Genomic DNA, 7,371 nt, shown 5'->3' with positions numbered 1-7,371 from the left:
GCTGGGGCTTGCGTTCGGCGGTTCGTTGTGGGTGCTTGCCGCGATCGTCGCAGCGGCGGTGATCTTGATCAATCGATTCTTGGCGCTGACCTGGACCCGGTGCTCGATCGCCACCCGCGAAGGCGGCGACGCAGAACTGAAAATCGGAGAATCGCTGAACGTCAAGGTTTCGGTCACCAACACCAGCAAGATCCCGGTGTTTTGGTTGCTGGTCGAAGATTTGATTCCTCGCTGGGCGACGATTCACACGCCACCGACGCTGGACGTTCAGGGCGACCGAATCGGGGTCCTGTTGATGTGGCCCGGACAAACACGGCATCTGGACTACACGATTCAGTGCAATCGCCGCGGCTATTTTCAGATCGGCCCCACGGTGCTGGAAACCGGTGACTTGATGGGTTTGTACCGCCGTTACCGGCTCGGAACCCACCCCCAGTATTTGACCGTGCTGCCCAAGACGGTGGAACTGGACGATTATGAAATCGCGTCACGTCGGCCGATGGGCGAAATCCGCATGCGCGACAATGTGATGGAAGATCCCACTCGATTACGCGGCATTCGTCGTTGGGAACCCGGCGACCCGATGCGACGCGTCCATTGGTCCGCGACGGCACGCACCGGCGTCTTGCACAGCAAGGTCTACGAGCCGACGTCGATCGCGGGAGCCACGTTGGTGCTTGACATGCACACCGAGACCAATCCGACCCAGCATGAGCCGATTCGAACCGACCTGGCGATCACCGCCGCATTTTCGATCGCCAGTTCACTGCACGATCAATCGCAACCGTTCGGGTTCATCACCAACGGACGCGACGCCGCGGACCGAATCCGCACCGATGGTTGGATCGGCGACCACCGTGTCCGTGACCAAGCCAAGCAATCTGCGACGATGCTCGACAAAAACGATCGGTTGCGGCCTGTCGTTCTGGACGCGTCGCGGGGCGCGGTGCACCTGCAACAGTTGCGAACCACGCTGGCGAGATTGGAACGCAGCGACGGCATGACGCTTGCCGAACTGCTCAATGAGACGGAATCACGGATCAGCAACGAGACGACGCTGATTGCGATCTTGCAACAGGCGACTCCGGACGCGTTGTCGACCCTGATCGGATTTGCCCGCCGTGGGAAAGCGGTCGCGGCGATCATCAACACGCTGGACATCAACGACTACAGTGCGCTCGCCGGTCCCTTGATCGCCGCCAATATCCCCACGTTTCATTTGGCCGATGAGCAATCGATCCGCAGTCTGTGTCGAGAAGTGAATCTGCGGACGGCGTGAGGTGCTGGCGCATCGAGCGCTCTGTGTTGTGCGTTGCCCCGGTAGGGGATCGTGGGATCAATGGCGCGATCCGCGGCGGACAAACGGCGTCTGTTTTGTTAGCGGCAGGGCGCGAGCCCTCCGGTTTTGAAGTTAACTTCAACCCGATACCGGACGGCTCGCGCCGTTCCGCTAACATCGTCGGGATCTGAGGTGACTCAACCTCTTTCACCAGTACTCTACTTCTCGAACCACTTCTTGATGGTGTGGATCGTGGTGGCTCGTCCGGCGCGGGCGATGGAGGTGGTGAGCGGGATTTCTTTGGGGCAAACGGCGACGCAGTTTTGTGCATTGCCGCAGGCTTGGATTCCGCCGGGTGCGGTCAGTGCATCCAACCGCTCGCCCGCGATCGACTTGCCGGTCGGGTGATTGTTGAACAGCATCGCTTGAGAAATCGCGTGGGGACCGACAAACGCTTTGTCCCAGGCTTTCTCTTCGCGTTTCTTGAACTCTTCCTCCGTCTCGTCCTTTTTCCGCTCCAGTTCAATCTTGTTGTACTGTGGGCAGGCATCGACACAGCAACCGCAGCTCATGCATTGGCTGAGCGGGTAGTTCTGTTCTTGGGTGGCACGGAGCTGTCGCTCGCCGGGACCCATGTTGTAATAGCTGTCGACGGGGACCCAAGCCTTGACCTTTTCGAGTGCCTTGAACAACCGCCGGCGGTCGACCATCAAGTCGCGCAGCACGGGGAACTTGCTCATCGGTTCCAAGACGATTTCGTCGGCGTTGTCTTTGAGCAGTTGATCGACCAACGCACTACAGCTCTGCCGGACGCGCCCGTTGATTTGCATGGTGCAGGCGCCGCAGACCTCTTCCAGACAGCCACAATCCCAGACGACTGGTGTCACCTTCTTGCCGTCTGACGTCTTGCTGAGCGCGGCGATTCGCTGAAGAACCGAGATCACATTCAATTCCGGCTCGTAGTCGATCTTGAACAATTGCCAATACGGCTCTTGACCAGGACCATCTTGTCGCTTGACGCGGACGTTGATGAACTGGGGGCGATTCGCGGCGGGATCCAGGGCAATCATGCGTTGACCTATGAAATTGTCGAAAGTTGAATGTTCGTTGGATGGTCTGTTTTGATCTCGGTCGTCTGACCGAAAACTCGCTTGGGACAAACGAGCAGCGATGTCTTAGGAGGAAGCCATTTGGGGTTGCTGCTTTTTCGCTTCGGCCCGCTCTTTCCACACCTCTTCGATGATATCGGCACCGACAAGCCCATACAGTCGCGGGCGTGGCGGTTGCAGCGACGTGTCCACGTCTTCGTAGCTGAACTGTGGTTGCATCGAAGCGTTGTCGTAAGCGGCGATGGTGCTTTTTAAGTATTTGTCGTTGTTCTTTTCGAACGCGTCGCACCACTCCTCGGCCTGCTTCCGCCGCGCGGCCGGGTCTTCCGCGGTCAGCGAAGGCTTTTGGAAGTCCGGTTTAAAGTGGGCACCGCGGCATTCGTCACGCCGCAGCGCGCCGCCGAGAATTGACTTGGCGATCGGGAACATGTCTTGGAGTGATTTGGCAAAGATCACGTTCTGGTTGGACCAGCTGCCGGTGTCGGACAAGTTGACTTTCATCGCGCGGTCGTGCAATTCGTTCACTTTTTCGATTGCATCGGTCAATTGGTCGTTGCGTCGCACCACGGTCGCGGCCCGCGTCATGATGTCCCCGAGTTCCTGGTGAATCAGGTAGGGGTTCTCATCACTGCCGGGGTTGCCGGTCAACAGCGAGTCGTGACGTTCTTGTTGTTTGCTGACGGCACCGGACAGCGTGGCGGCGTCGATGTCGGCATGCCCGCCGGATTGATTGTCGATGTAATTGACGATCGATGGTCCGGTAAACAAACCGGTAAAGATGCAAGACAATAACGAGTTGGCGCCCAATCGGTTTGCACCGTGGTAGTGGTAATCACATTCACCGATGGCGTAGAGCCCTTCGATATTGGTCATGTGATTGGCCGGTGCGCCGGCTTCCAGGCCTCCGTCGGCACTCTTGACGTAATCGGCCCACAATCCGCCCATGCTGTAGTGGACCGCGGGGAAGATCCGCATCGGTTCGATCCGCGGATCGACGCCCTGGAATTTCTCGTAGATTTCGAGGATCCCGCCGAGCTTTCGATCCAATTCCGCTTTGGGAATGTGGGTCAAATCCAAGTAAACGCACATCCGTTCGGTGTCGACGCTGAGTCCGTCGTTGACGCAGATGTCAAAAATCTCGCGAGTCGCGATGTCGCGAGGCACCAGGTTACCGTATTCGGGATACCGTTCTTCGAGGAAGTAGTAGCGGTCGCTGGCGGGGATGTCGCGAGGGGCCCGCGAGTCATGTGGCTTGCGGGGCACCCAGACGCGTCCGCCTTCGCCGCGGGCCGATTCGCTCATCAAACGCAGCTTGTCGCTACCGGGAATCGCCGTCGGGTGGACTTGGATGAACTCGCCGTTGGCGTATTTTGCGCCGGCTTGGAAACAGCGACTGGCGGCACTGCCGGTGCAGAACACACTCATCGTGCTGCGACCGTACACCAGACCACAACCGCCGGTGGCAACGACGGCGGCATCGGCGGGGAACGCTCGAATTTCCATCGACACCATGTCTTGCGCGACGACGCCGCGGCAACGTCCGGTCTCGTCTTGGATCGGCCCCAAGAAGTCCCAGAATTCAAACTTGCGGATCAGGCCTTCCGATTCGCGGCGACGGACTTGTTCGTCCAGGGCGTAGAGCAGCTGTTGTCCCGTCGTCGCTCCGGCAAAGGCCGTTCGTTTGTAGAGCGTGCCGCCGAAACGACGTCGGTCCAAGAAACCTTCGCCGGTGCGGTTAAACGGAACGCCCAAGCGGTCCATCAGATCGATGACCTTGGGCGCCCAGTACGCCATCTCTTTGACCGGCGGTTGGTGATTGAGAAAGTCACCGCCGTAGACCGTGTCGTCGAAGTGTTTCCATTCGTTGTCACCCAGCTGACGAGTTTGGTCGTTGCAGCTGTTGATACCGCCTTGGGCACAAACGCTGTGGGACCGCTTGACGGGGGTCAGACTGAGTAGGTCGACGGCGACGCCCAGTTCCGCCAATTTCATCGCCGAGGCGAGACCAGCAAGACCACCACCGACGACGACCACACGTTGATTTGACATAGTGACTGAGGATGAAAGAGTTGAGTGTGTTGATTCGAATGGGATTGCGTAAACGGGCGGGAGTCGAACAGCGTCAGGACGCCGGCTCCGTCGTTCCAGTGGATGCTTGTTCGCCGTCAGATGCGTCGTCGGACTCCTCAGCCGCCGCCGCTCGACCGCGCAAGTCACGCTTGTGTTCGTTCTCGAGAACGGTTCCGGACACGACCCCCGCCTCGTACATGCGGTCTTCGATCGCACGCATCTTCGCGACGTCGTCTTTGCTCGGGAAAACGGCTCCGGCCCAGGCTGCCAGCGAGATAACCGTTAAAACCACGCCCAGCGCCACACAAACCTTGCTCGCCCGCGCCTGAGCTTGGGGTGAAATCCAAAGCCCCCAGGTGATCCCTGCGGTCCACAGTCCGTTGATAAAGTGGTAGACGCAGGCCAGGACGCCGACCAGGTAGATCGCCGGCCAGATGATCCCGTAACCGAGATTCATTGCGTCGACCAACGAGCTGCCCGCGTTGTAGGGGCTGAATCGGCCGAATCCCACTTTGTAGATCGCGTTCATCCAGCCTTCGGCGTGAATCCCGCCGTGCAGGTGCATGACATGCAGAAACAGGTACACCAGGGCGATGAATCCGGTCCAACGTTGCCAGGTGTAGCGTTTGTTGTTGGTGAACTGGTACTGGCTGCTGTTGCTGCGGCCTGTCTTGGCGATCCAGATCCCGAGACCGGCGTGGAACAGCAGCGGAAGGAAAATCCCGCCCCACTCGATCAGCGGCAGCAGTGGACCGGGGCTGTGGATCAAGAAGACGGCACGCTGAAAAATCTCGACACTTCCCAGCAGGCTTGCGTTCGTCGTCAGGTGAACGCACATGTAAAGACCCAGCGGCACGATTCCCGTCAACGAGTGAAGTCGGCGGATCGCAAATTCATGCTTGGTGAAAAACGACGGCTCGCTGTTTGAATCGGAGTTGGAGTCGGACACGTGACTTCTTGACCGGTGCGTTGGGAGGAAATCGAAGGCGACGCATGGTGCAGGCGCCACGGTAAGATACCGCAGTCTGCCATCGGCCGCGCGGCCCTGCGAATTTTGTTAAGGTTCTTCACGGCATACTGTAGGCTGCATCGGCCCACACGCCTAGATCGACGGATTGACGCAGACAGACTCTCGAAATTTGCGTTCGACGCGCAATCCGCACACTCAGAATCCGCACACCAAGAAGTTGTTGATGAGCATCTGGTTGATCGTTGCCCTAGCGGTTGTCGTGGTCTTGGTCAGCATTCTCGTGTTTCGGCTGCACGCGTTTTTAACATTATTATTGGCCGGATTGCTGGTTGCGGGTTTGACCACCCCGGAATCGCTTCAGCAGTACGCCGACGCGGAGGTTGCCGCGAAGGAGTGGACGCCGGAAGCGGCCGTGTCATTTACGCACAGCAGTGCGGCCGCACGTGTGACGTCGGCGTTCGGTTCGACGGCCGGAAAAATTGGGATTTTAATTGCGTTGGCCAGCGTGATCGGCGGATGCTTGTCGGAATCCGGCGCGGCCCGAACGATCGTCGCGCGGATGTTGATGTGGGTCGGCCCGAAACGTTCCCCCGAAGCGCTGGCGGTGAGTTCGTTCATCATCGGAATCCCAGTCTTCTTCGACACGGTGTTCTACCTGATGATTCCCTTGGCGCGATCGTTGCGCCGCGTCGTCGGTCGCGATTACGTGCTGTTTATCTTGGCGATCCTGGCCGGCGGTTCGATCGCGCACTCGCTGGTCCCTCCCACTCCAGGGCCGCTGCAGGTCGCCGAAATCTTGAACGTCGATGTCGGCGTGATGCTGGGAGTCGGGCTGGTCGTGGGCAGCATGAGTAGCGTGTTGTCCCTGGCGTCGGCGCGACTGATCAATCGCTTCGTCGACGTTCCACTTCGCGAGATCGCTGGGGAGTCGGTGCCGGAAGAAGAGTCCGATGAGTCACAACCAGGTGCAGCCGAAACCGATGTAGTGGAGCCAGGAAGCTCGCCCGACCCGCACGACCGCGGCCGTTCACCGGGCTTCCTCGAGTCGCTGCTTCCGATCGTGATCCCCGTCATCCTGATCACGATCGGCAGTGTGTTGGCGTACCTGTTGAAGTCGGGCGCGGTGGAGCCGAGCGGGTTGACCGACGTGCTGAAGCTGGTCGGTGACAAGAACATCGCGATCGCGATCGGGCTGGCGTTTGGCATGACGTTGATTCGGTACATCGATGCGGACCAACGCAAATCGCTGGTCAGCCGCTCGTTGGCTTCGGCGGGGAACATCATTTTGATCACCGCCGCCGGCGGCGCGTTCGGAGCGATGTTGCGCCAAGCGGGGATCGCAACGGCGGTGGGATCGCTGGTCGACGCCAACGCCGGACTGATGTTGTTGCCGCTGGCCTTTTGCGTGACCACGGCGATCCGAACGCTGCAAGGATCTGCCACCGTTGCCATGATCACCTCGGCGGGCGTTCTGCAAGGATTCGCGTTTTCGGCGGACCTGCCCTTCCACCCGGTCTATCTGGCGATGGCGATCGGGGCGGGCAGCAAGCCGGTGTCCTGGATGACCGACAGCGCGTTTTGGGTGATCACCCGGATGAGCGGGATGACCGAAGCCGAAGGGCTGAAGGTGATCTCGCCGATGAGCATCGCGACAGGTCTGTCCGCACTGATCGTTTGCCTGTTGATGGCGTGGCTATTCCCGGGAGTGGGGTGAGCGGTTGGCTAGTGCTCTGGCTACGTAAATCAAAAAGTTGTTGGAGCGCTAGTAGTCTATCGCAGCTCAATTTCCGGGTAGTGGACGAGGCGACGAGTCCTCCGCTCAATTTCCGGGTAGCGGACGAGGCGACGAGTCCTCCGCTCAATTTCCGGGTAGTGGACGAGGCGACGAGTCCTCCGCTCAATTTTCGGGTAGTGGACGAGGCGACGAGTCCTCTGTAGTCGGC

5 protein-coding genes are annotated in these 7,371 nt (G+C 59.4%); 2 read left to right on the top strand and 3 right to left on the bottom strand.

Translation table 11 applies throughout. The features are described from left to right. The coding region (locus ABX749_RS15285) for a DUF58 domain-containing protein (RefSeq protein WP_372896732.1) at positions 1-1,279 on the top strand (1,279 nt) is incomplete at its 5' end. A gap of 218 nt (positions 1,280-1,497) precedes the next feature. On the opposite strand, the gene sdhB is transcribed toward ABX749_RS15285, so the two are convergent. From sdhB to ABX749_RS15270, 3 genes are all read right to left on the bottom strand, one after another. Then, complete coding sequence (gene sdhB / locus ABX749_RS15280) at positions 1,498-2,349, bottom strand: succinate dehydrogenase iron-sulfur subunit (protein ID WP_145207953.1); 852 nt, start codon at positions 2,347-2,349, stop codon at positions 1,498-1,500. Between the two features lie 105 nt (positions 2,350-2,454). After that, positions 2,455-4,437 (bottom strand): succinate dehydrogenase flavoprotein subunit, encoded by a 1,983-nt coding sequence (sdhA, locus tag ABX749_RS15275; RefSeq protein ID WP_372896731.1) that lies wholly within the window; start codon positions 4,435-4,437, stop codon positions 2,455-2,457. A 73-nt stretch (positions 4,438-4,510) separates the two neighbouring features. Continuing rightward, positions 4,511-5,407, bottom strand: coding sequence for a succinate dehydrogenase cytochrome b558 subunit (locus ABX749_RS15270; RefSeq protein ID WP_372896730.1), 897 nt, complete (start codon positions 5,405-5,407; stop codon positions 4,511-4,513). A gap of 244 nt (positions 5,408-5,651) precedes the next feature. On the opposite strand from ABX749_RS15270, the gene ABX749_RS15265 reads away from it, so the two are divergent. After that, positions 5,652-7,142 carry a GntP family permease gene (locus ABX749_RS15265; protein WP_372896729.1) on the top strand — a complete coding sequence of 497 codons (1,491 nt, stop codon included), beginning with the start codon at positions 5,652-5,654 and terminating at the stop codon, positions 7,140-7,142. The last annotated feature ends 229 nt before the right edge of the window (positions 7,143-7,371 follow it).

Origin of the sequence: Stieleria sp., from assembly GCF_041595215.1 — a bacterium.
Taxonomy (GTDB): Bacteria; Planctomycetota; Planctomycetia; order Pirellulales; family Pirellulaceae; genus Stieleria; species Stieleria magnilauensis.
The sequence above is the reverse complement of the archived record's forward strand: the minus strand, read 5'-3'. Positions and strand labels throughout refer to the sequence as shown.

Excerpts from the sequence above, each read along its gene's own strand:
- sdhB (WP_145207953.1), bottom strand. The coding sequence starts at position 2,349 with ATGATTGCCCTGGATCCCGCCGCGAATCGCCCCCAGTTCATCAACGTC.
- ABX749_RS15265 (WP_372896729.1), top strand. The coding sequence starts at position 5,652 with ATGAGCATCTGGTTGATCGTTGCCCTAGCGGTTGTCGTGGTCTTGGTC.
- sdhA (WP_372896731.1), bottom strand. The coding sequence starts at position 4,437 with ATGTCAAATCAACGTGTGGTCGTCGTCGGTGGTGGTCTTGCTGGTCTC.